Raw genomic sequence first — 22,850 nt, forward strand, 5'->3', positions numbered from 1 at the left:
GGGGAAACACGGCGCCGTCACCCTTGCCCCGGGCGGGCGGAGGGTGACGGCAGCAGGCGCACTCAGAGGGCGTTGAACAGGCTCAGCTGGCTGATGCGGGCAAACGCGGTCTGCGACGCTTCGAGCATGGCCTTCTGCTGGGTCAGGCGGATCACCACTTCGGCAGGGTCGGAGTCGCGGATCGACGACTGGGTGTTGGTGTTGGCGATGGTCAGGCTCTCGTTGGTGGCCTGCTGGATTTCCAGCGCCTTGCCCCGGGCACCGATATCGGTGACGGCAGTGCTAAGCGAGTCCTGGCCGCTCTGGATGTTGGCAATGGCCGAGTCCAGGTCGGCACGCAGCTGCTGGTAGGCCGCCGCGTCACCTTCGATCGGCTTGCTCAGGGCAGTGCGCAGCTGGGCCACGGTGTCCAGTACGTTCTGGGTCTGGTGGTTGTCCACGGTCACCATGTACTGGTCGCCCGACTGCTGCGGCGGCGTGGTGCTGAAGGTGAAGTCGACACCGGCGGCCGAGGCCACGTTGCCGGCCATGGTGCCGCTCGCCACCGGGCGGCTGTCAGCGGTCAGCGGCTGGGCGTACAGCCCGAAATCGGTGGCGCTGGTGAACTTGATCACCGCACCGCCGTTGGGGAACATCGCCTGGTACTTGGCCGGGTCGGTGATGCTTGCCGAGGTTACCTGGGCGCTGGACGGGTTGCCCGGGCTGCGGGTGGTGTTGATGGTGTCGGGCTTGCTCTGCAGGGTGAAGCTGTGGCCTGCCACGGCGGTGTCCGGCACGTCGCCATCCTGCAGGTTGATGTTCAGGCGCAGGTCGACACCACGGAAGCTGACCACCGAGCCGCCAGCGACGTTCGGGTCGAAGGTGCCGCCCTGGGTGGCCTCGGCGGTGACGTCGTTGCCCAGGCTGTCGGTGATGCTGAACTGGGTGCTGCTGAGCATGGTGATGGTGTACGGCTGGCCGCTGCGGAAGCGGTCGTTGTAGGTGACGCTGCCGGACACCTGGCCGTTGGACAACTTGACCCGGCCATCATCCACTGCCGGGGTGGCCAGGGTGGTTTCGGTGCGGCTGGTGTTCAGGGCCTGCTGGAACACGCTGAAGCCGGTGCTGTTGCCGGCCATCTTGAGCATGTCGCCGACCTGCAGCTCGAGCTGGGTCTGGTCGCCCTGGTAAGAGTAGGTGCCATCGGCATTGCGCACGAACGGCGCGGTGTCGGTCTTGGAGCCGGCGAACAGGTACTGGCCGTTTTCATCGCGGCTGTTCATCAGGCTCAGCAGCTGGTCTTCCAGCTGGCCCAGCTCGGCGGCCTTGGCCTTGCGCTCGGTGTCGGTGTAGCCGGCGTTGCCCGACTCCAGCGCCAGCTCGTTGACCCGCGTCAGGATGGTGTTGATCGAGTCGAGCGTGGTCTCGGCCTGGTTCAGCGAGTTGGTGATGTTGGTGGCGTTGGTCTTGTACTGCGCCAGCATGTCTGCCTGATTGCCCAGTTGCAGCAGGCGCGCCGCGCCCACCGGGTCGTCGGCAGCGGTGTTGACGCGCACGAAGGAGCTGGCTTCTTCGTTGGTCTTGACCACGTTGGAATAGTTGCGCTGGTAGTTTGCCGCGCTCGACTGGTAGAACTGGGCCGTGGAAATACGCATGGGCAAACTCCTTAAAGCGCAGCGATCAGGGTGTTGAAGATTTCCTGCGCCGTCTTGATGATCTGCGACGAGGCGGTGTAGTACTGCTGATACTTGACCAGGTTGCCGGCCTCTTCATCCAGCTGCACGCCGGACACCGAATCGCGGGCGGCGGTGGCCTGGGTGAGGATGACACCGGTGGCCTGGGAGTCCATCTGGCCCTGCTTGGCCTTGGCACCCACGCTTTCCACCAGCTTGCCGTAGGCGTCGGTGATGCTGATGCCCTTGGTCGAACCGATGTCCATGGTCTGCTTGGTCTGCAGGCCTTGCAGGGCCAGCGCGTTGCGGTTGTCCGAGGAGCCTGCGCCGGTCAGCGCGACGCTGAAGGTATCGCCCTCTTTGGGCGAACCGGCGATGTCCATCTCGAAGGTGAAGTTCTTCTGCGTGCCGCTGGCGTCGTTGATCGGGTTGCCGGCGCTGTCGACCATCGGCACGCTGAAGCTCAGGGTGTTGCTCTGGCCCGGCACGAAGGTGCCGGTGCCGATGCTGTTGCCCTTGGCATCGAAGGCTTCGTAGGTTTGCGGCGAGGTGGTCTCGCTGCCGAACACCAGGCGTACCGGGGTCGAATACTTGATGCCGGTCTGCAGGTCGAGGCGCTGGGCCGGGTCGGCGATGTCCAGTACCGAGGTCAGCACCGGCTGGGTGATCACACCAGTACCTTTGTTGCCGCTGTTGGTGGTGGCGGTCAGCGGTGCGGCCAGGGCCAGGCGCTTGGCGTCGGTAAGCACCACGTCCATTTCGGCCGAGGCATTGCGGGTGGGGGTGATCTTGAAGCTGTCGCCCACTGCCGCGGTACCGCTGGCCAGGTCGATGCTGAAGCCATCGATCACCGGCGCCGGGTCGTCGTTGGTGCTGAAGGTGCCCATGTCGGTGCCGTCAGGCAGCTTCTTGACCTGGTACTGGTCGGTGCCAGGGCCGACGAAGGTCACTTGGTAGTCGCTAGTGCTGAGCTTGCCGGTATCGCGAATGACCACGTTCAGGTCGGCGCTGCCGGTGTTGCCCACCTTCGGCGTGCTACGCGCCGACATGGCCTTGTCGCTGTTGATGTCGTTGAACAGCGCCGCGCCGAATTCACCGTTCTTGTCGATGCCCTGCCCCAACTGGGAGTTCATCTGTTCGGCGACCACCAGGGCGATACGGCCCAGCTCGTTCATGGCCGGGGCCAGGGTGTCGCTGCGGTAGCGCAGCAGGCCGCCCATCTCGCCACCGGTGATGCTGCTGGTGATGTCCATGGTGGTGCTGCCGCGGTCGATCTTGACCGCGTACTGGGTCGGGTCGGTGGCGCTGGGCTCGGCGCTCATCTTGTTGGTGGTCTTGCCCAGTACCAGCGACTGGCCGTTCTTCAGGTAGACGTCGATGCTGCCGTCACGCTCGACGGTCTGCACGCCGACCAGCTCGTTGAGCTGGCGCACGGCTTCGTTGCGCTGGTCGAGCAGGTCGTTGGGCTGGCCGGTGATCGCCGATACCTTGGAGATCTGCTCGTTGTACTGGGCAATGCTCGAGGTCAGTTCGTTGATACGCGAGGTCAGCGAGCTGAGGTTGCCGTTGATGTTGGTGTTCTGCTCCTTGAACTGGGCAGACAGGCTGTTGAAGCGATTGGCCAGGGCGTCGGCGTTGCTCAGCAGCAGTTGGCGCGAGGCGTCTTCGGTCGGCTTGTTGGCTGCGCTTTGCAGGGCCGAGAAGAAGTTGGCCAGGGCACTGGTGATACCGGTGTTGCTGTCGGACAACAGGTTGTTCAGCGGCGTCACCTGGTTCAGGTAGGTGGTGCTGTCACTGTTGAGCGAGGTGGCGGTTTGCAGCTGCGCGTCGAGGAACGAGTTGTACACCCGGCGAACATCGGCCAGCGTGGTGCCGGTGCCCATGAACACCTGGCCCTCCTGCACCGAGCCCTTGCTGCGCTGGATGTTCTGCTGACGGGAGTAGCCGGCGACATCGGCGTTGGCGATGTTGTTGCCGGTGGTATGCAGGCCCGACGAAGCGCTCGTCAGCCCGGACATGCCAATGTTGATCAAACTCGCCATGGTTCAAGCCCTTAAAGTTTCGTTGTGGTACCGAGCGACGCGTAGCTCTCGTACGACTTCATCTGTCTTGCGATCTGCGAGATCTTGCTGGCGTAGTTCGGGTCGGTGGCGTACCCGGCCTTTTGCAGCTCTCGCACAAACTGTTCCGGTTTATCGGCCGACTTCACCGCTTCTTGATAGCGAGAGTTGTTCTGCAACAGGCTGACCAGGTCGTGGAAGCTGTCCTGGTACGAATCGTACGAACGGAACGCTGCGGTTTCCTTGACGAACTGGCCGTCGCGGAACTCGCTGGTGATCGCCCGCGCCTCGCCACCCTGCCAGTTGCCCGTGGCCTTGATGCCGAACAGGTTGTGGCTGCTGCTGCCGTCGCTGTTGCGCATGACCGACTTGCCCCAGCCGGTTTCCAGGGCGGCCTGGGCCACTAGGTAGCGCGGGTCGACGCCAATGCGCTTGGCGGCCTGCTCGGCCATCGGCAGCATGGTGGCGACGAATTCGTCGCTGCCGGCGAAGGCCTTTTGCGGCGCCAGCGGCGGCTGGGCCACGGCGCGCCCAAGAATGCGCATGCCGTTGCTGCTGCTGGCGGCGAAGGCCTGGGCCGGCTCCCAGTCCCCCTTGACCACGCCATCGACCAGTGGCTGGCCGTCGCGGGCCGGCACGGCGGCAGTGTTGGTGGTGGCCGCCGACGGCACGATACCGGCCAGCAGGCGGTCGGTGAGCTTGCCTGGCAGCGCCAGGCGGCGCGAATTGAGCGCCGCCACATCGTTGCGGTGGACGCTGGCCTGGGTGGCGTTGGCTGCGGCATCCACCTTGGTGCCCCACAGCGCCGGGGCATTGCCCTCGATACGCGGGAACGGGCTGGTGTTGACCGGCGCGGCCTTGTTTTTCGACAGCTGGCGCACCAGCACGTCCTGCAAGCCGATACCACCGCCCTCGCGGGACAGGCTCACGGCCAGCTGCTGGTCGTACATGTCGCGGTACTGCTTGACCGTCGAGCTGTTCATCGGGCTGTCTTCGTCGGCCATCACATCGGTGGCCTTGCGCGATGCCTTGAGCATTTCGCTGACGAACAGCGACTCGAATTCCTGGGCCACCTTGCGGATGTTGGCCTCGCTGTCACGGTCACCGTGCTTGAGCGAGTTCAGGCGGTTGAGGTCGGTGAACGCGCCGCTGTCGCCACTGCTCGAAACCAGGCTTTTGCTGTCCATTGCCACCGCCCTCAGATCACGATCAGGTCGGCTTGCAGGGCGCCGGCCTGTTTCAGGGCTTCGAGGATCGCCATCAGGTCACCAGGGGCTGCGCCCACCTGGTTCACCGCACGGACGATTTCATCCAGCGTGGTGCCCGGGCCGAACTTGAACATCGGCTTGGTTTCCTGCTCGGCATTGACCCGCGAACGTGGCACCACGGCGGTTTCGCCATTGGAGAACGGGCCGGGCTGGCTGACGATCGGGTCTTCGGTGATGGTCACGGTCAGGCTGCCGTGGGTCACCGCGGCCGGCGACACCTTGACGTTCTGGCCAATGACGATAGTGCCGGTACGCGAGTTGATGATGACCTTGGCCACGGCCTGGCCCGGGTCGATCTCGAGGTTTTCCAGGATCGACAGGTAGTCGACGCGCTGGTTCGGGTCCATCGGCGCACTGACCCGCACCGAACCACCGTCCACGGCCTGGGCCACACCTGGGCCGAGCAGTTCGTTGACCTTGTCGACGATACGCTTGGCGGTGGTGAAGTCGGGGCGGTTTAGGTTCAGGGTGAGGCTGTTGCCCTGGTTGAAGCCGCTCGGCACCGCGCGCTCGACGGTGGCGCCGGCAGGAATGCGGCCGGCCGACGGAACGTTGACGGTGATCTTCGAGCCGTCGCGGCCCTCGGCATCGAAGCCGCCCACCACCAGGTTGCCCTGGGCAATGGCGTAGACGTTGCCGTCGATACCCTTGAGCGGGGTCATCAGCAGGCTGCCGCCGCGCAGGCTCTTGGAGTTACCGATCGACGACACGGTGATGTCCACCGCCTGACCGGGCTTGGCGAAGGCCGGCAGGTCGGCATGCACCGACACCGCAGCGACGTTCTTCAACTGCACGTTGCCGGAGCCTGCCGGCACCTTGATGCCGAACTGCGACAGCATGTTGTTGAAGGTCTGCAGGGTGAACGGGGTCTGCGTGGTCTGGTCGCCGGTGCCGTTCAGGCCCACCACCAGGCCGTAGCCGATCAGCTGGTTGGTACGTACGCCGGAAATGCTGGCGATATCCTTCAGGCGTTCGGCGTGGGCGGCGAACGCGCAGGTCATGAGCAGTGTCGCGGCAATCAACCGCCTAGCGTTGAACATGGTCATCCGTACTCAGAAGGGCCAGAGCGGGCTGATGAAGAAGCGATCGAGCCAACCGGGCTGGCTGGCGTCGGCGAACGAACCGGTACCGGAATAGGTAATGCGCGCATCGGCCACCCGGGTGGACGGTACGGTATTGTCGGTGGCGATGTCGTCGGCGCGGATCATGCCGGCGATACGCACCAGCTCTTCACCGGTGTTCAGGGTCATCCACTTTTCGCCGCGCACAGCGATGATGCCGTTGGGCAGCACCTCGGCGACGGTGACGGTGATCGAGCCGGTCAGGGTGTTGCCTTGCGATGCCGAGCTTGCCCCCTTGGTCGCACGGGTGCCTTCGTAGCCGGCATTGAGGGTGAGGTCGCCGCTGCCCAACGGGTTGTTGGTGTTGGGCACGGTACCGAACAGCGAGGTCAGGCCGATGTCGGCCTTGCTGTCCTTGGCGATCTGCGAGCCTGCGTTCTTGCTGGCCGAGGTGCGCTCGTTAAGGGTGATGGTGATGATGTCACCCACCCGGAACGCCTTGCGGTCGGTGTACAGGCTCTGCTCGAAACCGGCCTGGTAGATCGAACCGTTGTTGGCCGCTGCCGGCAACGGGGTGCGCGGCAGAACCGGCGCGTAGTACGGGTCGTTGGGCTTGGGCGTCGGCGCGACGCAACCGGCCAGCGACACCGCCCCCCCCAGGGCGAAAACGGACAACAGACGCTTCATGTTGCATACCTCACGGTGTAACGAGCTTTATGGCTTACAGCTGCTGGGTGACGAACGACAGCATCTGGTCGGCGGTGGAGATGACCTTGGAGTTCATCTCGTAGGCACGCTGGGTGGTGATCATGTTGACCAGCTCTTCCACGGTGCTCACGTTGGAGTTTTCCAGGGTTTGCTGCAGGGTGGTGCCGAAGCCGTTCAGGCCTGGGGTACCGACCTGTGGCGCGCCGCTGGCGGCGGTTTCCAGGAACAGGTTGTCACCGATGGCCTGCAGGCCGGCCGGGTTGATGAAGTCGGCGGTCTGGATGTTGCCGATGACCTGCGAAGCCGGGTTGCCGGCAACGGTGATCGACACGGTGCCGTCCTGGCCGACGGTGAAGGTCTGGGCGTCGTTCGGTACGACGATCGCAGGCTCCAGGGTGAAACCGTTGGCGGTCACGACCTGGCCGTCGGAGTTCAGGTGGAAGGTGCCGTCACGGGTATAGGAGACGGTGCCGTCCGGTTGCAGCACCTGGAAGAAGCCGCGGCCGTTGACGGCCATGTCCAGCGGGTTCTCGGTGGTTTGCAGGCTGCCGGTCTGGAAGTTCTTCTGGGTGCCGACGATGCGCACACCGGTACCGACCTGCAGGCCCGAAGGCAGTTCGCTGTCTTGGGTGGATTGGGCGCCCGGCTGGCGTTTGATCTGGTACAGAAGGTCAGCGAACTCGGCACGGTCACGCTTGAAGCCGGTGGTCGAGACGTTGGCCAGGTTGTTGGAAATGACGGTCAGGTTGGTGTCCTGGGCGGACAGGCCGGTTTTAGCGACCCAAAGAGCCGGAAGCATCAGTATTCTCCTCGTGCGCCTGTTTTACGGCACCCGTTCAAGTGTGGTTAGCCGATTTGCAAAACACGCGCCATGGCTTCATCGCCTTCTTTGGCTGCGTTCATCATTTTCACGTGCAGTTCGAACTGGCGGGACAGGGCCAGCACCGAGGTCATTTCTTCGACGGCGTTGACGTTGCTGCCCTCGAGGAAGCCCGAGACCACGCGCACGTTGACGTCGACATCGGCCGGCTGGCCGCTCTTGGTGTGGATCAGCCCGTCGAGACCCTTGGTCATGGTCTTGATGTCGGGGTTGACCAGCTTGATGCGGTCGACCTCGGCCATCACTCGCGGGTCTTCACCCATGGAGCGGATGCTGATGGTGCCGTCCGAACCCACCTCGACCTTTTGCTCCGGCGGGATGGCAATCGGGCCGCCGTTGCCCATGACCGGCATGCCGTTACCGGCACGCAGCACGCCGAGGGCGTCAATGTTCAGGCTGCCGGTGCGCACGTAGGCTTCGCTGCCGTCGGGCGCCTGCACGGCGATGAAGCCCTTACCGGACACTGCCACATCCAGCTCGCGGCCGGTTTCGACCATCGGCCCTTCGCTGAAATCAGTGGCCGGGCGCTCGGTCATGGCGAAGGCCCGCGACGGTAAAACGTCGCCGAATACCGGCATCGAGCGCGCCTGTTCCAGGTCTCGCTGGAAACCATTGGTGGAAACGTTCGCCAGGTTGTTGGCGTGGGCCTTCTGCGCCAGCGCGTTCTGGCTGGCGCCGGTCATGGCCACGTAAAGCATCTTGTCCACAGTCATCCTCCGCTGCACTGGCGAACGCTTGCCGCTCGCCGTTGCTGTGCGAAGTGCTGAGCAAGTTTCACGCCAAGTGCCTTAAAAAAGCCAAAGCCCCGTGTTTACGGGGCTTTGGCCTTATCCGCCCAGCACTAATGCCCAGACAGAGACAAAATGTCGGCGGACTATGTGCCGCCGGCGGCAAGAATTGTCCGCCCTTGACGCCACCAACACGAACCGTCAGGTCACGGTGAAGACATCTCCGTTGCTGGTCTGGAACGACTCGATGGTGTTCGAGCCGGCATACCAATCAGTCAGTTTGACGCCTGTGTCGAGCTTGCCAGCATTCCAGTCAGCCTGGGTGAAGAGGAACGCATCATCCCCCAGGCGACTGAGAATAACGTCGCTGAAAGTCGCGAACTGCTTCAGGATGACCGTATCGACGCCGGTAGTACCGGTGTCCTGGATGGTCACCTGCGAGCGAGAGTCGACCGTATAGGTATCCCCCCCTTCACCCCCGTCAGCAGAACCCGAGGCGTACAGCCTCAACTGGTCGATCCCGTCACCACCATAAAGCTTGTAACCAATGCCGTTACCCACCAGTTGGTCGTTGCCCGCATCACCAAAGGCTGTGCCGCTAGCAGTCTGGATGTAGTCGTTACCAGCATCACCGTGCAGGATGGAGCCGACATCATTGCCACCACCGTAGATGCTGTCATTGCCATCGCCACCATTGATGATGTCAGCCTGGGCCATCAGCTTGTTTTCGTCACGCGAGAGCATGCCGAAGTCACCGTAGTAGATACCGTCCCCATAGAGGAAATCGTTACCCCCACCGCCATTGATGACGTCACTGCCTTCCGCGCCAAAAATGGTGTTGGCGTAGGCATCTCCGTTCAGCACATCGTCATGGGCAGACCCGGCCAGCCCCTCGATACCGATCAACACATCGCCTTCAGCATCGCCTCCATGAGCAGTACCGGCCGCAAGGTCAACCGAAACTCCTGCACTACTGGTGACGTACCAGGCTGCGTCCTTACCGGCACCGCCGTTGATCACATCGGCACCTGCGCCACCCACGAAATTTTCGTTCGCAGAGGTGCCGATGAAGGTATCGTCGAACGATGTCCCTTCCCAGATTTCGATGTTGGTGTAGACGTCGCCCGCTGCAAGCCCAGTCAGTGGCTTGGTCAAGTCGAGCACCAGCGCTTCGCTTGCGTCAGCGAAGCTGACAAGATCATTGCCACCGGCGCCATCGAAAATATCAGCGCCAGCGGTGCCGACAAATTTGTCACTCGTGTTTGAGCCGACGAACTTCTCGATGCTGACAAAGGTGTCGCCTTCGGCATATCCAGTATGCTGGCCGGTTTTCAGGTTGATGGACACGCCGGTGCTGCTGTCAAGGTACGAAGCAGTATCGAGGCCCTCACCGCCAATCAGCTGATCGGCACCACCACCGCCATAAAGTACGTCATTGCCGTTACCGCCGGTAATGATGTTATCGGCACTGTTGCCGTAGCCTGCGAAGGCATTGCTACCGGTGTAAGTCAGGCGCTCGACCCCACTGACCAGGCTGTAACTACCCAACGAGGTGCGCACTTCATCGTCGCCACCCGTGGTGGTTTCGACAATCTTCACCCCCGCATGGTTGACGATATAGGTGTCATTGCCATCACCGCCAATGAAGGTGTAGCCGTTGTTTGCCGAGGTGAAGGTGTCATTGAAGGACGTACCGATGAAGCGCTCGATCAACGAAAACTTGTCGCCTTCGGCATCGCCGCCGGCGCCCGTGCCAGCGCCTGCGGCATCGAACGTCAAGCTGACGGCTTGAGACGAATCGGAATAATCGAGCGTATCGGTGCCGCCGGCACCGACCAAGGTGTGAGCAGTGGCATCACTGACAAAGGTGTCGTTGTAGTTCGAACCGCGGTAAATCTCGATGCTATCGAACGTATCGCCTGCTGCGGCACCGGTATGTACGCCAGTCTTGAAGTTCAACGTGATAGCACCAGTGCTGACGTCCTCATAGGAAGCCGAGTCGATGCCGCCGCCACCGATCAACTGGTCGGCGCCCTCCCCCCCATAAAGAATATCGGCGTTGTTGCCACCGGTGATGATGTTGTCACCGTTGTTTCCATAACCCAGGAAAGAACCTGTTCCGGTGTAGGTCAGGCGCTCGACCCCACTGACCAGGCTGTAGCTACCCAACGAGGTGCGCACTTCATCGTCGCCACCCGTGGCGGTTTCGACAATCTTCACCCCCGCATGGTTGACGATATAGGTGTCATTACCATCACCACCAATGAAGGTGTAGCCGTTGTTTGCCGAGGTGAAGGTGTCGTTGAAGGACGTACCGATGAAGCGCTCGATCAACGAAAACTTGTCGCCTTCGGCATCGCCGCCGGCGCCCGTACCAGCGCCTGCGGCATCGAACGTCAAGCTGACGGCTTGAGACGAATCGGAATAATCGAGCGTATCGGTGCCGCCGGCACCGACCAAGGTGTGAGCAGTGGCATCACTGACAAAGGTGTCGTTGTAGTTCGAACCGCGGTAAATCTCGATGCTATCGAACGTATCGCCTGCTGCGGCACCGGTATGTACGCCAGTCTTGAAGTTCAACGTGATAGCGCCAGTGCTGACGTCCTCATAGGAAGCCGAGTCGATGCCGCCGCCACCGATCAACTGATCGGCGCCCTCCCCCCCATAAAGAATATCGGCGTTGTTGCCACCGGTGATGATGTTGTCACCGTTGTTTCCATAACCCAGGAAAGAACCTGTTCCGGTGTAGGTCAGGCGCTCGACCCCACTGACCAGGCTGTAGCTACCCAACGAGGTGCGCACTTCATCGTCGCCACCCGTGGCGGTTTCGACAATCTTCACCCCCGCATGGTTGACGATATAGGTGTCATTACCATCACCACCAATGAAGGTGTAGCCGTTGTTTGCCGAGGTGAAGGTGTCGTTGAAGGACGTACCGATGAAGCGCTCGATCAACGAAAACTTGTCGCCTTCGGCATCGCCGCCGGCGCCCGTACCAGCGCCTGCGGCATCGAACGTCAAGCTGACGGCTTGAGACGAATCGGAATAATCGAGCGTATCGGTGCCGCCGGCACCGACCAAGGTGTGAGCAGTGGCATCACTGACAAAGGTGTCGTTGTAGTTCGAACCGCGGTAAATCTCGATGCTATCGAACGTATCGCCTGCTGCGGCACCGGTATGTACGCCAGTCTTGAAGTTCAACGTGATAGCGCCAGTGCTGACGTCCTCATAGGAAGCCGAGTCGATGCCGCCGCCACCGATCAACTGGTCGGCGCCCTCCCCCCCATAAAGAATATCGGCGTTGTTGCCACCGGTGATGATGTTGTCACCGTTGTTTCCATAACCCAGGAAAGAACCTGTTCCGGTGTAGGTCAGGCGCTCGACGCCGTCGATCAACCTGTAACTACCCAACGAGGTGCGCACTTCATCGTCGCCACCCGTGGTGGTTTCGACAATCTTCACCCCCGCATGGTTGACGATATAGGTGTCATTGCCATCACCACCAATGAAGGTGTAGCCGTTGTTTGCCGAGATGAAGGTGTCGTTGAAGGACGTACCGATGAAGCGCTCGATCAACGAAAACTTGTCGCCTTCGGCATCGCCGCCGGCGCCCGTACCAGCGCCTGCGGCATCGAACGTCAAGCTGACGGCTTGAGACGAACTGGAGTAATCCATCGTATCGGTGCCGTTGACACCCACGAAAGCCTGGGCAGTGGCATCACTGACAAAGGTGTCGTTGTAGTTCGAGCCACGGAAAATCTCAATGCTGTTGAAGGTGTCACCAGCGGCCGCCCCGGTATGCACACCAGTTTTGAGATTGAGCGTGACAGCGCCCGAACTGATGTCCTCATACGAAACCGAGTCGGTGCCGTTGCCACCGATCAACTGGTCAGCGCCTTCACCCCCGTAAAGAATGTCGTCACCATCGCCGCCATTGAGAATGTCGTCTCCTCCTCGGCCATAAATCTGATCACTTGCAGCAGTACCAACCAAATTGTCGGCACCTGCGGTTCCTTGAATAACTGCCATTGCAACTCCTTCCTTGCACCAATGTTTGAACGTCCGTGTACTAACGCCGATCCTTCGATGGCGCTCAGCCTTCCCTGAATGCTCGTTGCGCGTGATCACCTACCGGCTTAAGCAGGTAGGACAGAACCGTACGACGACCCGTCTGGATCATCGACTCTACCGGCATCCCCGGTATCAGCGTGAGGCCGTCGAGCTTGCGCAGCTCGGCTTTGTCAATATGAATACCGGCGCGATAAAAGCCCAGACCGCTTTGCGGATCGGTCACGAGGTCTGCCGAAAGCCGCACCACACGCCCGGCAACCTCCGGCGTAGTAGCACGATTGAAAGCACTGAAGCGCAACAAGGCCTGCTGGCCCAGCACCACCTGATCGATGTCCTGAGGGGATACCCGCGCCTCCACCAGCAATTCGTCATCCACAGGCACGATCTGCATTACTGTTTCAGCGGGGGAAATAACGCCACCGACAGTGTGCACAGCCAACTGCTGGACCCGGCCAGCACTGGGCGCCAGCAAAGCGACACGCTTGAGCTGGTCGGAAGCGGCAACCTCGCGCTCCACCCACTCCCCCTGCTGCGCCATCAGGTCGCGCAACTCTTGCGAGACCTGCTCACGAAAGCGCTGATCGACCTGCAGGAGCTCAAGCCGAGTTTCGGCAATGCGCGCACGGGCCTCGGCAATGGAGGCGACCAGTTGCCCGCGCTCGCCCTGCAAGCGGGCAATACCGCGGGCCAAGGCATTGACCCGGTCAAGAGTCATCAAGCCTTTTTTCTGCAGCGTCTTGACCGCCTGATACTCCTCGTCCATCAGACGGATTTCTTCCCCCTTGGTGCGCTGTTGCAGATCATGGCCAGCGATAGTCTGGCTCAGTTGGGTAATGCGTTCGCGCAACTGCTGCTTTTGGCCTTCACGGGACTGGAGGCGATCGATGAACAGCTGCCGCTCACTCGCCATGATCGCCACAACCTGAGGGTTGCCGTCGCGCGCAACCAATCGCGCAGGCGTACTGACTTCATGCTGGCCGTCACGCTCCGCCTCCAGGCGCGCCTGACGCGCCAACGCCTGGTCCAACGCGTTGGCGGCAATCGCGTGACTGGCCTCCTGCTGGGTGGCATCGAGGCGCAGCAGCGTCTGGCCAGCTTGAACTTCCTGGCCCTCGCGAACCAACAGCTGCGCCACCACCCCCCCACTGGGGTGCTGAACTTTCTTCACACTGTCTTGCACCGCCACAGCGCCCGGGGCGATCACTGCGCCGGCCAACTCACTAACAGCCGACCACAGCAGCGCGCCACCCAATAGCCCGCCAACCACAGCGGCACCAGCCAACAGATGGCGACGCAACGAGCGTACCAGCATCAGCTCATCATCTACCGACTTCATGCCTGCCCCCCGCTCACTGCCCACGCCTCGGCGATAGGCTTGGGCCGCGCCAGCATGGCATCGCGCGGGCCGAATGCAGCCTGCCGACCTTGCTCCAGCACAAGCACCTGGTCCATGACCGACAGCACGCCAGAGCGGTGTGCAATAGCCACCACCACGCCACCACGGGCCTTGACACCCTGAATGGCCTGAGCCAGCGCCCTTTCACCTTCACTGTCGAGGTTGGCGTTGGGCTCGTCGAGAACGACCAAGAAGGGGCTGCCGTACAGCGCTCGCGCGAGCCCTATACGCTGGCGCTGACCCGCAGAAAGGTTGACACCTCCCGCACCAACGGGCGTGTCATACCCTTGGGGGAGCTGCAGGATCAGCTCATGCACACCAGCCTGACGAGCGGCCTGCACAATGGCTGCAGCATCGGCACCGGCCTGCAGGCGTGCAATATTCTGCCCCACACTCGCCTCGAACAGGTCAACGCTCTGCGGCAGATAGCCGGTGAATGCTGCCCGCGCAGCATCCGGCCACAAGCCCAGCGCCGCACCATCCACCGCCACCTCACCACGTGCAGCCGGCCAGGCACCAACCAGAGCACGCGCCAACGACGACTTTCCGGATGCACTCGGACCGACCACTGCCAACGCACTGCCCGCACTCAAGGTGAAACTCACCCCTTGCAGCACCAGGCGCTGAACACCCGGCGGCGCCACACACAGGCTATCTACCCGCACCTCGCGGCCGAGTACTGGCAACGCCGTCTTTTCTGACTGGGCAGGGAACATCGACAACACAGCTTGCAACTGCTGCCAGGCGAGGCGTGCCGACACTAGGCTGCGCCAGCTGCCTATAATCTGCTCGGCCGGAGCCAGAGTTCGCGCCACAATGAACGAGGCCGCAATGATAGCGCCGCCACTGAGATCCCCCTGAATCACTAACCAAGCCCCAACCCCCAACGATGCGGACTGCACCAACTGGCGCATGGCCTTGGTGATTCCACCGTAGAAGCTACCAACATCAGTGGTGCGCCGTTGCAGCGTGGCGTACTGCCCATGCAGCCTCCGCCAGTGTTCGGCGGCGCGCCCTGCCATGCCCATTGCCGCGAGCACTTCTGCGCCGGCATGCGCCTGCTGACCAAGTCGGTTGCGCTGGCTTAGCAACTCGGCACTGGTACGCATCGCCCGGCGGGTACCATGATCCGTCAGCCCGGTAAACAACACCATGAGCGCAATCATGCCCAGCGCCAGCCAACCTAACGCTCCGTGGATATAGAAACTGAGTGCAAGGTAGACCGGCATCCAAGGCAGGTCGAAGAGCGCCACAAGGCCAGGCCCCGCAACAAAAGCGCGAATTTGTTCGAGCTCATGGGCGGGCTTGAGCGGGTCCTGGTTCAGGGATATCTTCAAAGGTGTGCCGGCCATGACTTCGAACACCCGACCAGACAGCGCCGCATCGACCATAGCTGCGACTCGGGACATGACCCGCGAACGCAGAATGTCCACTGCGGCAAAAACCACATAAACGCCGAATACTAATAATCCCAAGGCAATCAAGCTTGGCAGACTACGACTAGGGATGACCCTGTCGTACACTTCAAGCATGAACAACGGGCCGATCAAGGCCAACAGGTTGATCACCCCGGAAAACAACCCGGCACCCAGCAAGCTGTTTCTGGCGACAACACGAAGCCGACCCGGTAGCACATGCGCGCCGGTGCTCTTACTACTATTCAAAGTTCCGATCCTTGGAAAAGACGTCAGCGTAAACCGCAGCTGCCGATGATACCTCAAGAAATTTTCGCAAACGATAGCATCGAACCATCCTGGACAGCGGCTCAGGGCTCCCGGCAACCAGCATTGGTGTACGGGCCGGCGAACTTCTTCCAGCCCTCCCCCGGCGACCACTGCGAGCACACCAGGCGCCCGTCGACCTGACTTTCCCAGCGCCACCAGGGGGCGGTGCCGGCCTGGGCCTGGTACAGGCAGAACGCGGCCAACAGCGCCACAAGCAACTTGTTCATCATACCTCCTGCAAAAACGACGAACCCCTTTACAGGGAAAGGGGTTCGCCGAACACGCTCAAGCGCAAAGCATCAGGTCATCTGGATGATGGTCTGCATGATGGTGCTTTCGGTGGAGATGGTCTTGGCGTTGGCCTGGTAGTTGCTCTGCGCCTTGATCAGCTCGACCAGCTCTTGGGTCAGGTTGACGTTGGAGGCTTCCAGCGAGTTGGACTCGACGCTGCCCAGGGTACCGGTCTTCGGCGTGTCGATACCCGGAATGCCAGAGGCGAAGGTCTCGGTCCAACGGGTACCACCGATCTGCTGCAGGCCCTGCTCGTTGGCGAAGTTGGCCAGGGCCACCTGGCCGATGGCGCGCGACTGCTGGTTGCTGAAGCTGGCGAACATCACACCGGTAGAGTCGATCGACAGGCTCGACAGGATACCGGTGGCGTAACCGTCCTGGGACTGCGACGAGCGTGCGGTTTCTTCGTTGTAGGAAGTGGTGCTGTTCATCGACAGACGCATGCCGCCGGTAGCAGCTGCAGAACCGTTGGACGCCCAGGTACCCGCGGCGTTCTTGGCAGCCGGAATCCAGCCATTGAGGGTGAAGGTGTTGTTGGTCACGGTCCAGGCGTCGGCCGGAGTTACCGTCTCGGCGTCCATCGACAGCACGCTGCCATCGGAGTTGAACTTGATAGTACCTTCCAGCGGATCGGTGCTGGTTGGATCGAGCGGGTTGCGGCCGTCAATGAGTGTGTACATGGTCCACTCATTGGTGTCGGTCTTGCGGTAGAACTGCTCCATGGTGTGCTCGTTACCCTGGGTGTCATACACCTTGGTCGGGAACGACTTCGTGTAGGTCGTATCGTCCGCAGGGTCGAAGGCCGGGCCGCCGGCATCAGCCGGTGGAGCTGGGGTCGGCACGATCGGCAAAGCGATGATGTCAGCCTCGGAGTCCAGGTTGATGCCCTGGTCGATCAGGGTGGTGGCCTTGGGAGCCAGCGCCGAGGTGTCGATTTTCAGGTCGGTCAGCACGCCCCGCTTGATATTGCCGTTCTCGTCGGCGGCATAGCCTTGCAGGCGCAGACCGTCCGAGGTGACCACGTAGTTGTCCTTGCTGTTCTGGAAGGCACCGGCACGGGTGTACACCTGCGCGCCGTTGTCGGACAGGATGAAGAAGCCCTGGCCCTGGATGCCCATGTCCAGCACGTTGCCGGTGTTGTTGACGTCGCCCTGGCTGAACTGCTGGGAGATCGCCGCCAGGCGCACACCGTTACCAACCTGGTTCTTGCCAACGCCCAGGCGGTTGGCGCCGGCGTACACGTCGGCGAACTCGGCACGGGAGGACTTGAAGCCGGTGGTGGCGACGTTGGCAATGTTGTTGCCGGTAACGTCGAGTTGCTTGCTGGCTGCGTACAGACCGCTAAGGCCGATATTGAAAGACATGCTGTAGCTCCTTTTGTGCCGTTCTGTCGGCCTTAGATACCGATGGTTTGTACGTCGGACAGGGAAACCTTGCCCACGCCTGCGAGGTTGAGAACCATCTCGCCGGTGGTGTTGAAGCTGACGCTGGTGACCTTGGCCGGCAGCAGGGTGTTCATCTGCACCGACTGGCCGTTCACCGTGGTGGTGGCGGTGAAGGTGTAGGTGCCCGGGTCGACCTTCTCGCCCTTGGAGTTGGTGCCATCCCAGATGAAGTCGGCATAACCGGCAGCCTGCGAGCCCAGCTCGATGGTCTTGACCGCGTTGCCGTCCTTGTCGGTGATGGTGATCTTCGCTTCGCTGATGGACTGCGGCACGACGAACTGGCCATTGAAGCTGGCAGTGGTGTCGACCACGGCCTTGTCGTTCTGCACGATCACCGAACGGCCGACCAGCGACGACGCCTGCAGCGCTTGCGACGACGCCATGGCGCTGGTGATGTTGCTGACCGACTCGTTCAGCGAGGTGATGCCTTCAAGGCTGCTGAACTGCGCCAGCTGGGCGACGAATTCGCTGTTGTCTTGCGGGTCCAGCGGGTTCTGGTGCTGCATCTGGGTGACCAGCAGTTGCAGAAACGCATCCTTGCCCAGGGTGTTGCTGCCGGTTGCGGAGCTGGTCAGCGACTTGTTGGTGGTGCTGGTGCTGACGCCGGAGTTGGCGATGACATCGTTAAGATTGACGCCGCCGGTGGTATCGATTGCCATGGTCCGGATTCCTTATCACTGACCCAGGGTCAGCACTTTCTGCATCATGGTCTTGGCGGTGTTCATCAGCTCGGCGTTGGTCTGGAACGCACGGCTGGCGGAGATCATGTCAGCCATCTCCTCGACCACGTTGACGTTGGGGTAGTAGACGTAGCCGTCCTTGTTCGCCGCCGGGTGGTTGGGCTCGTAGCGGGCTTCGAGGTTGCTCTGGTCCTCGACGATGCCGCTGACCTGCACGCCCTGCCCTGCTTCGCCCTGGTCCTGGAACAGCGACTGGCTGACGCCGTTTTGCGCGTTCTGGAAGGTGGTGGCGAACACCGGGTGGCGGGCGCGGTAGGTCTGGTCGATGCTCGACGAGACGGTCTCGGCGTTGGCGATGTTGGAGGCGACGGTGTTGAGGCGGGTGTTCTGCGCGCTCATGCCGCTACCGGCGATGTTGAAAACACTGGACAGGGACATGGTTACTCTCCGCGCAGGGCCGATACCAGCCCTTTGAATTTACTGTTGAGCAGGGTGAAGCTGGCCTGGAAGCCGATGGCGTTTTCGGTGTAGTTCGATTGCTCGATCTGCGCATCAACGGTGTTCTGGTCGATCGACGGCTGGGTCGGGGTGCGGTACTGCAGGGTGTCGTCGGCCATGGCCAGGCCTTCGGCCTCGATGTGCCGGGTGTTGGTGCGGTCCAGCGCAATGCGGCCCTTCTGCTGCTTGTCGGCTTCGGCGGCGAGCACCGACGAGAAGTCCATGTCACGCGCCTTGTAATTGGGCGTGTCGGCGTTGGCGATGTTGTTGGCCAGCACCTCGGCGCGCTGGGCGCGGAAGCCCAATGCCTTTTCGTGGATGCCAAGCGCTTTGTCGAAGCTGATGCTCATGTCGGGGAAACCTTCGAAGGTTGACCGGAATTTCGTTGGCAAAGCTTTAGCAAGGGCTGTGCCAGTTTTACCGAAGCCCGGATTCACTGGGCTGCGCCACTACTTTGCCGGTTGTGCCTGCCAGAAAAGCGGCAAGGCGGTTCCGCCCGATGGCAGGCAAGCGGCAATTGCCAGGCGGCAAAAGCGGCAAAACAAAAAATTGACGTCAGGTTTTGCCGCCTTGCACGGGGAGGCAATAGCTTTGTTCTGGCTGTGCCGGCCTCATCGCCGGCAAGCCGGCTCGTACAGGGGCAACGAAAAAGGCCGGTATCTCGCGATACCGGCCTTTTTCATTGCCACCACCCGCCTTACTTGGCTTGGTAGATGATCCCCGGGCTGCACTGGACCATCTGGTAATGGTCCGGCAGGCCGTTGAGCGCCTCGGAGGCGCCAAGGAACAGGTAGCCGCCCGGCTTGAGGGTGCTGTGGATGCGCATGAGGATGTCCTTCTTGACCTGGGCCGAGAAGTAGATCAGCACGTTGCGGCAGAACACGATGTCGAACTTGCCCAGCGCGGCATAGCTGTCGAGCAGGTTGAACGAACGGAACTCGACGCGGCTGCGGATCGGCGCCTTGACCGCCCAGCGCCCCGGCCCCTTGGGGTCGAAGTAGCGCTGCAGGCGCTCCTGTGACAGCCCGCGGGCGATGGCCAGGCTGTCGTATTCGCCGGTCTTGCAGTTGGTCAGCATGGCACCGGACAAGTCGGTGGCGACGATCTGCGCGCCCATCTTCAATTGGCCGAGATTGGTACGCTCGAACTCGTCGATGGCCATGGAGATGGAGTACGGCTCCTGACCAGAGGAGCAGGCCGCCGACCAGATGCGCAGGCGCTGGCCAGGGTTACCCTTGATGAACTCGGGGATAACCTTGCTCTTGAGCACTTCGAAGGGGTAGGTGTCGCGAAACCACAGGGTTTCGTTGGTGGTCATGGCATCGACCACCTGCTCGCGCAGGCCGCTGCGCGGTTGTGTCTGGATGCGCTGCACCAGCTCGCCCAGCGATTTGATGCCCTGTTGCTCCATCAGCTTGTTGAGACGGCTGGAGACCAGGTACTGCTTATTCTCGCCCAGCAGGATGCCACAGGCTTTTTCCAGGAAGACCCGGAACTGTTCGAAATCCAAATTACCCGTAGACAAAGCTGCCGCCTCTCTCAAATCGCTAGCGCCGGGGCGGGCCCCGGCTGTTTCAATGGGTTGCCTTGATGCGGTCGACAACGCGCTGGGCGAGGTCGTCCGGCCTGAACTTGGCCAGGAAGTCATCGGCCCCTACTTTCTTGACCATCGCCTGGTTGAACACTCCGGACAGCGAAGTATGCAGGCAGATGTGCAGTTTTTGCATACGCGGGTCGTTGCGGATCTCTGATGTGAGGGTATAGCCATCCATCTCCGGCATTTCAATGTCGGAAATCATCATGAGGAACTCGTCCTCCGGCCGCTTGCCCCCATCGACCAGCTTGCGCAGGTAATCCAGCGCCTGACGGCCATCGTTCAACGCCACCACTTCGACCCCGACGGTCTGCAGGCAACGACTGACCTGCTTGCGCGCCACCGACGAATCATCGACCGTCAACACCCGCAGCGACACCGCCTTGACCGCCACTTCCTCGTCGACCACACCGGCCGACACCTGCTGTGACGACGGCGAAACCTCGGCGAGCACTTTTTCCACGTCGATAATTTCAACCATGCGGTTGTCGACCCGGGTCACCGCCGTCAGGTAGTGATCGCGCCCGGTGCCCTTGGGTGGCGGGTGGATCTCTTCCCAGTTCATGTTGACGATGCGTTCCACCGAGTGCACCAGGAAGCCCTGGGTCTTGGTGTTGTACTCGGTAATGATCACGAAACTGTTACGGGTTTCCTCCCGCAGCCCCGGCAGCCCGGTGGCCATCGACAGGTCGAGAATCGGGATGGTCGCCCCGCGAATGTTGGCCACGCCGCGCACCACCGGGTGAGCCTTGGGCAGCAGCGTCAGCACCGGGCACTGCAGCACCTCCCGGACCTTGAACACATTGATGCCGTAGAGCTGTTCGCCATTGAGGCGGAACAACAGCAGCTCCAGGCGATTCTGCCCCACCAGCTGTGTGCGCTGGTTGACCGAATCCATCACTCCAGCCATGCCGGACTCCTTCAACGATTGCCTGCGTACCGAGTCGGCACGGGCTTTGCTTTTTTGAGCACCATGTACACGAAAACGACATTTTCCCGACGACTGACGCGCTTGCTGACCGGCACGCTGGCCGCCCTGTGCTTCATGGCACCCGGCGTTCGCACGCTGGCAGACGCGTTCACCTTGCCTGAACAGCTTATCGGTGTCACCCAAGGGTTTCTTGAATTCACCGTGGAAGACTACCTGGCCACCACCCAGACTGAAGGCCGCTACGAGATCCAGGTCAACAACCTCGACCCGCGCTTGCGCATGCCGCTGTGCAGCCAGCAACTTGACGCTTCGCTGGAAAGCCCGACACCCCTGGGCCGGGTGACGGTAAAGGTCCGCTGCGACGGCGCCGCGCCCTGGACGGTGTTCGTGCCGGCCCAGGTGCGCCTGCTGCGCAACGTGGTGGTGATGACCCGCCCGCTCAAGCGCGAAAGCATGGTCGACGAAGGCGATGTAGCGCTGCGCGAGCGTGATGTCGGCACCCTGGGCCCCGGCTACCTGACGCAGCTGGACCAGGCGGTCGGCATGAAACTTGTAAGGCCGGTGGTGCTCGACCAGGTTTTGACGCAGGTACAACTGGAACAGGCCGAGGTGATCCGCAAGGGCGACCACGTGGTGATCATCGCCCGCAGCGGCAGCCTCAGCGTGCGCATGCCGGGCGAGGCGTTGAGCAAAGGCGGCATGCAGGAACAGATACGGGTACGCAACCTGAATTCCAAACGCGTGGTCAAGGCACGGGTGACCGGCCCAGGCCAGGTAGAGGTAGCCATGTAACACAGGCCCGCAAACGGGTTATCAGCAAACGACAGAAGACTGGCGGTAAGGAACCCCGCCCCCTAAACTGTGTCGGAAATCGGGTCACGCAGGCCTGCTGACGGGCGGCAATGCATTTGCGCCTAAAGTTTGTTTCGGGTTGGCCGAAAACAAGGCATGCGTCCAAATACCCAGAGGTTCTGATCATGGTCATCGACTTCAGTCGTTTGAATAATTCTCCGTCCGTTACGGGCGGCGCTCGCGGTACCGCAGCTTCCGGCAACACCGAAAAAGCCGGTGAAGCCAGCCAAGCCCCAGTGCGCAGCAATGCCAGCGGAGAAACGGTACACCTGAGCCAAGAGGCACAGCAGTTGCAAAAGATCAGCGACAAGCTGCGCGACCAGCCTACCGTCAACAGCGCCCGCGTGGCCGAGTTGAAGCAGGCGATCGCAGATGGCAGCTACCAGGTCGATGCAGGCCGGGTCGCCAGCAAACTGCTTGATTTCGAAGCGCAGCGCTAACCTTTCGGCGCGCTGACTTCAAGGACGCAACAACCCCAAGAGTTAGCCATGCACGACATCACCCTGCTGCAACTGATCGAAGACGACATCGCCCCGACGCAGGAACTGCTCGAGCTCCTGGAACAGGAAGCGCTCGCCCTGCACGGCCGCGACATGCCAATGCTGGAACATATCCTGGCACGCAAGCAGTCGTTGATCGTGTTGCTCGAACAGCAGGGGCAGCGGCGCAGGCTGCTGCTGACCGGACAGGGCCTGAGCCCAGACCGCGCCGGCGTGCAGGTACTGGCTGCACAGTCGCCCAACGGCGAACTTCTATTGCAGCAACTCGATGTGCTCAGCCAGTTGCTCGATACCTGCCAGAAGGTCAACGAGACCAATGGCCGGATCATCCAGATGCAGCAACACACCACGGCCAACCAGATCAGAATCCTCCACGGCGGCGATTCCCCGTCGCTGTACGACAGCCGTGGCACCACCTCACCGATGGCCAAGCCCCGGGCGCTCAGCCAAGTGTGATTGTCTATATTCAAGGCACGGAACATACTGGCAAAATGCCTTTACTTGCGTGTGT

At 61.7% G+C, this 22,850-nt stretch carries 20 protein-coding genes; 3 read left to right on the forward strand and 17 right to left on the reverse strand.

The features are described from left to right. Window positions 1–62: 62 nt before the first annotated feature. The 17 genes from KSS93_RS21825 to KSS93_RS21905 form a co-directional block, all read right to left on the reverse strand. Entirely contained in the window at window positions 63–1,634 is a 1,572-nt protein-coding gene (locus KSS93_RS21825; RefSeq protein WP_217885943.1) for a flagellar hook-associated protein 3, read from the reverse strand. 11 nt (window positions 1,635–1,645) lie between these two features. Continuing rightward, on the reverse strand, window positions 1,646–3,694 hold the full coding sequence (gene flgK / locus KSS93_RS21830; RefSeq protein ID WP_217885944.1) for a flagellar hook-associated protein FlgK: 2,049 nt from the start codon (window positions 3,692–3,694) through the stop codon (window positions 1,646–1,648). A gap of 11 nt (window positions 3,695–3,705) precedes the next feature. Continuing rightward, complete coding sequence (gene flgJ, locus KSS93_RS21835) at window positions 3,706–4,899, reverse strand: flagellar assembly peptidoglycan hydrolase FlgJ (RefSeq protein ID WP_217839678.1); 1,194 nt, start codon at window positions 4,897–4,899, stop codon at window positions 3,706–3,708. Between the two features lie 11 nt (window positions 4,900–4,910). Continuing rightward, window positions 4,911–6,020: a flagellar basal body P-ring protein FlgI gene (locus tag KSS93_RS21840; RefSeq protein ID WP_369992253.1), complete on the reverse strand. Its 1,110-nt coding sequence runs from the start codon at window positions 6,018–6,020 to the stop codon at window positions 4,911–4,913. A gap of 12 nt (window positions 6,021–6,032) precedes the next feature. Further along, on the reverse strand, window positions 6,033–6,728 hold the full coding sequence (flgH, locus tag KSS93_RS21845) for a flagellar basal body L-ring protein FlgH (RefSeq protein ID WP_217839680.1): 696 nt from the start codon (window positions 6,726–6,728) through the stop codon (window positions 6,033–6,035). 34 nt (window positions 6,729–6,762) lie between these two features. After that, window positions 6,763–7,548 carry a flagellar basal-body rod protein FlgG gene (flgG, locus tag KSS93_RS21850; RefSeq protein WP_217839681.1) on the reverse strand — a complete coding sequence of 262 codons (786 nt, stop codon included), beginning with the start codon at window positions 7,546–7,548 and terminating at the stop codon, window positions 6,763–6,765. Window positions 7,549–7,595: 47 nt separating this feature from the next. Continuing rightward, a complete protein-coding gene (gene flgF, locus KSS93_RS21855; RefSeq protein ID WP_217885945.1) occupies window positions 7,596–8,336 on the reverse strand; it encodes a flagellar basal-body rod protein FlgF in 741 nt (246 codons plus the stop codon). A 222-nt stretch (window positions 8,337–8,558) separates the two neighbouring features. Next, window positions 8,559–12,386 carry a beta strand repeat-containing protein gene (locus KSS93_RS21860; RefSeq protein ID WP_217885946.1) on the reverse strand — a complete coding sequence of 1,276 codons (3,828 nt, stop codon included), beginning with the start codon at window positions 12,384–12,386 and terminating at the stop codon, window positions 8,559–8,561. Window positions 12,387–12,450: 64 nt separating this feature from the next. Then, window positions 12,451–13,764 (reverse strand): HlyD family type I secretion periplasmic adaptor subunit, encoded by a 1,314-nt coding sequence (locus KSS93_RS21865; RefSeq protein WP_225917236.1) that lies wholly within the window; start codon window positions 13,762–13,764, stop codon window positions 12,451–12,453. Then, window positions 13,761–15,488 carry a type I secretion system permease/ATPase gene (locus KSS93_RS21870; protein ID WP_217885947.1) on the reverse strand — a complete coding sequence of 576 codons (1,728 nt, stop codon included), beginning with the start codon at window positions 15,486–15,488 and terminating at the stop codon, window positions 13,761–13,763. The genes KSS93_RS21865 and KSS93_RS21870 overlap by 4 nt, the downstream gene beginning before the upstream one ends. A 101-nt stretch (window positions 15,489–15,589) precedes the next feature. Further along, window positions 15,590–15,775 carry a hypothetical protein gene (locus KSS93_RS21875; RefSeq protein ID WP_217885948.1) on the reverse strand — a complete coding sequence of 62 codons (186 nt, stop codon included), beginning with the start codon at window positions 15,773–15,775 and terminating at the stop codon, window positions 15,590–15,592. Between the two features lie 72 nt (window positions 15,776–15,847). Continuing rightward, on the reverse strand, window positions 15,848–17,203 hold the full coding sequence (flgE, locus tag KSS93_RS21880; RefSeq protein ID WP_217885949.1) for a flagellar hook protein FlgE: 1,356 nt from the start codon (window positions 17,201–17,203) through the stop codon (window positions 15,848–15,850). 32 nt (window positions 17,204–17,235) lie between these two features. Then, entirely contained in the window at window positions 17,236–17,943 is a 708-nt protein-coding gene (gene flgD, locus KSS93_RS21885) for a flagellar hook assembly protein FlgD (RefSeq protein WP_217839685.1), read from the reverse strand. A gap of 15 nt (window positions 17,944–17,958) precedes the next feature. Next, the gene (gene flgC / locus KSS93_RS21890) at window positions 17,959–18,402 is read right to left on the reverse strand and encodes a flagellar basal body rod protein FlgC (protein ID WP_217839686.1); all 444 of its coding nucleotides are present in this window, start codon (window positions 18,400–18,402) and stop codon (window positions 17,959–17,961) included. A 2-nt stretch (window positions 18,403–18,404) separates the two neighbouring features. Next, the gene (gene flgB, locus KSS93_RS21895; RefSeq protein WP_217839687.1) at window positions 18,405–18,812 is read right to left on the reverse strand and encodes a flagellar basal body rod protein FlgB; all 408 of its coding nucleotides are present in this window, start codon (window positions 18,810–18,812) and stop codon (window positions 18,405–18,407) included. Between the two features lie 347 nt (window positions 18,813–19,159). Further along, a complete protein-coding gene (gene cheR / locus KSS93_RS21900) occupies window positions 19,160–19,987 on the reverse strand; it encodes a protein-glutamate O-methyltransferase CheR (RefSeq protein WP_217885950.1) in 828 nt (275 codons plus the stop codon). Between the two features lie 49 nt (window positions 19,988–20,036). After that, entirely contained in the window at window positions 20,037–20,966 is a 930-nt protein-coding gene (locus KSS93_RS21905; RefSeq protein ID WP_217885951.1) for a chemotaxis protein CheV, read from the reverse strand. Between the two features lie 63 nt (window positions 20,967–21,029). On the opposite strand from KSS93_RS21905, the gene flgA reads away from it, so the two are divergent. From flgA to KSS93_RS21920, 3 genes are all read left to right on the forward strand, one after another. Then, complete coding sequence (gene flgA, locus KSS93_RS21910; RefSeq protein ID WP_217885952.1) at window positions 21,030–21,779, forward strand: flagellar basal body P-ring formation chaperone FlgA; 750 nt, start codon at window positions 21,030–21,032, stop codon at window positions 21,777–21,779. Window positions 21,780–21,964: 185 nt separating this feature from the next. Continuing rightward, a complete protein-coding gene (gene flgM / locus KSS93_RS21915) occupies window positions 21,965–22,279 on the forward strand; it encodes a flagellar biosynthesis anti-sigma factor FlgM (protein WP_217885953.1) in 315 nt (104 codons plus the stop codon). A gap of 48 nt (window positions 22,280–22,327) precedes the next feature. After that, a complete protein-coding gene (locus KSS93_RS21920; RefSeq protein ID WP_217885954.1) occupies window positions 22,328–22,795 on the forward strand; it encodes a flagella synthesis protein FlgN in 468 nt (155 codons plus the stop codon). Window positions 22,796–22,850 lie beyond the last annotated feature (55 nt).

Origin of the sequence: Pseudomonas xanthosomatis (assembly GCF_019139835.1) — a bacterium.
GTDB classification, from domain to species: domain Bacteria; phylum Pseudomonadota; class Gammaproteobacteria; order Pseudomonadales; family Pseudomonadaceae; genus Aquipseudomonas; species Aquipseudomonas fakonensis.

Bases quoted from the DNA above. Each gene is read 5' to 3' on its own strand.
- KSS93_RS21825 (WP_217885943.1), bottom strand. From the start codon at position 1,634: ATGCGTATTTCCACGGCCCAGTTCTACCAGTCGAGCGCGGCAAACTAC.
- flgK (WP_217885944.1), bottom strand. From the start codon at position 3,694: ATGGCGAGTTTGATCAACATTGGCATGTCCGGGCTGACGAGCGCTTCG.
- flgJ (WP_217839678.1), bottom strand. From the start codon at position 4,899: ATGGACAGCAAAAGCCTGGTTTCGAGCAGTGGCGACAGCGGCGCGTTC.
- KSS93_RS21840 (WP_369992253.1), bottom strand. From the start codon at position 6,020: ATGTTCAACGCTAGGCGGTTGATTGCCGCGACACTGCTCATGACCTGC.
- flgH (WP_217839680.1), bottom strand. From the start codon at position 6,728: ATGAAGCGTCTGTTGTCCGTTTTCGCCCTGGGGGGGGCGGTGTCGCTG.
- flgG (WP_217839681.1), bottom strand. From the start codon at position 7,548: ATGCTTCCGGCTCTTTGGGTCGCTAAAACCGGCCTGTCCGCCCAGGAC.
- KSS93_RS21860 (WP_217885946.1), bottom strand. From the start codon at position 12,386: ATGGCAGTTATTCAAGGAACCGCAGGTGCCGACAATTTGGTTGGTACT.
- KSS93_RS21865 (WP_225917236.1), bottom strand. From the start codon at position 13,764: ATGAAGTCGGTAGATGATGAGCTGATGCTGGTACGCTCGTTGCGTCGC.
- KSS93_RS21875 (WP_217885948.1), bottom strand. From the start codon at position 15,775: ATGAACAAGTTGCTTGTGGCGCTGTTGGCCGCGTTCTGCCTGTACCAG.
- flgE (WP_217885949.1), bottom strand. From the start codon at position 17,203: ATGTCTTTCAATATCGGCCTTAGCGGTCTGTACGCAGCCAGCAAGCAA.
- flgD (WP_217839685.1), bottom strand. From the start codon at position 17,943: ATGGCAATCGATACCACCGGCGGCGTCAATCTTAACGATGTCATCGCC.
- flgC (WP_217839686.1), bottom strand. From the start codon at position 18,402: ATGTCCCTGTCCAGTGTTTTCAACATCGCCGGTAGCGGCATGAGCGCG.
- flgB (WP_217839687.1), bottom strand. From the start codon at position 18,812: ATGAGCATCAGCTTCGACAAAGCGCTTGGCATCCACGAAAAGGCATTG.
- KSS93_RS21905 (WP_217885951.1), bottom strand. From the start codon at position 20,966: ATGGCTGGAGTGATGGATTCGGTCAACCAGCGCACACAGCTGGTGGGG.
- flgA (WP_217885952.1), top strand. From the start codon at position 21,030: ATGTACACGAAAACGACATTTTCCCGACGACTGACGCGCTTGCTGACC.
- flgM (WP_217885953.1), top strand. From the start codon at position 21,965: ATGGTCATCGACTTCAGTCGTTTGAATAATTCTCCGTCCGTTACGGGC.
- KSS93_RS21920 (WP_217885954.1), top strand. From the start codon at position 22,328: ATGCACGACATCACCCTGCTGCAACTGATCGAAGACGACATCGCCCCG.